1 protein-coding gene is annotated in these 1127 nt (G+C 46.2%); it reads left to right on the top strand.

Annotated features, from left to right (window positions below; translation table 11 throughout):
• Window positions 1–110 precede the first annotated feature (110 nt).
• The coding region (locus ACR0P9_RS13010) for an FUSC family protein (protein ID WP_432620812.1) at window positions 111–1127 on the top strand (1017 nt) is incomplete at its 3' end.

The following is a 1127-nucleotide window of genomic DNA, read 5'->3' as shown; positions in this document are numbered from 1 at the left end:
TTATTTTTTAAAAAACTTTGAATTTTCTTGTATTTTACAAGATTTTCCTTGCAAGCCCTTCAAAATCGTCGTATACTGTTCGTTGCGACTTTTTTGAAGGGAGCTTTTTTATGACATTTTATCAAGAATTACAACTCAATCAAGCGGGTTCTAAGAAGGTCATTCGCGAGAGCGAAACCGCCCGGGAAAAATGGCGGCATATCTTGATTTATCTGATTAAGATCGCCATGACTGTCAGCTTTTGTTTTGTTTTTGTGACGCTGTACAGTCTGATTTTCGGCTCTGGAAACAGCATTGTCGGTGTGGTAGTTTTACTGCATTTACTGGTCTTTAAAAATGCAGATCTTCGCATAGATGCCAAGCAATCAACCGGTTTACTCGCGCTGTTTTTTGCCATCATGACGATTGCCCCGCATCTTGCCAATCGAACCAATCCCTTTATCGGCTTGCTCATCAACGCCGCAGCGATTTTGATTTTAATTTTATTTGGCTGTCATGAGCCGCGTATGTTCAATCAATCTACGCTCGTTCTCAGCTATCTTTTGCTGTATGGCTATGATGTTTCCGGCACAGAATATTTGACCCGTCTTGCCGGTATGGCAGTTGGTGCTATTCTGGTCTGTGCCGTCTTTTATAAGAACCATCGACATCTGACCTATGACCTGCGTATTCAGGACATCTTACCCGCTTTCACGCTGACACATGCACGTTCCAAATGGCAGCTGTGTCAAATTCTGTGCGTTCCGCTGGTTATCTTTCTTGCCGAACTATTTGGTATGCCGCGTGCTATGTGGGCAGGAATCGCTGCCATGTCTGCCATTCTCCCCGCGATGGAGGACATGCAGTCTCGCGTGCGCGGACGCATCATCGGCAATATCGCCGGTGTCCTGTGCTTTTTTGTCTTGTATACTTACCTGCCATCTGCGATTTATGCATATATCGGTGTTATCGGCGGCATTGGCGTTGGTTTCTCCGCCAAATACGGCTGGCAGGCTGTGTTTAACACCTTTGGTGCTCTCGCCATTGCCTCTCAGCTCTATGGCGTGCCTGCGGCAATGGGACTGCGCGTCATGCAGAATGTATTTGGCGTTCTGTTCGCCTTGGGCTTCTGCTTGATTTTCAATTGG

Origin of the sequence: Butyricicoccus sp. (assembly GCF_050872565.1) — a bacterium.
Taxonomy (GTDB): Bacteria; Bacillota; Clostridia; order Oscillospirales; family Butyricicoccaceae; genus Butyricicoccus_A.
Note: the sequence above shows the minus strand (reverse complement) of the source record. Positions and strands in the feature narration are given on the sequence as shown.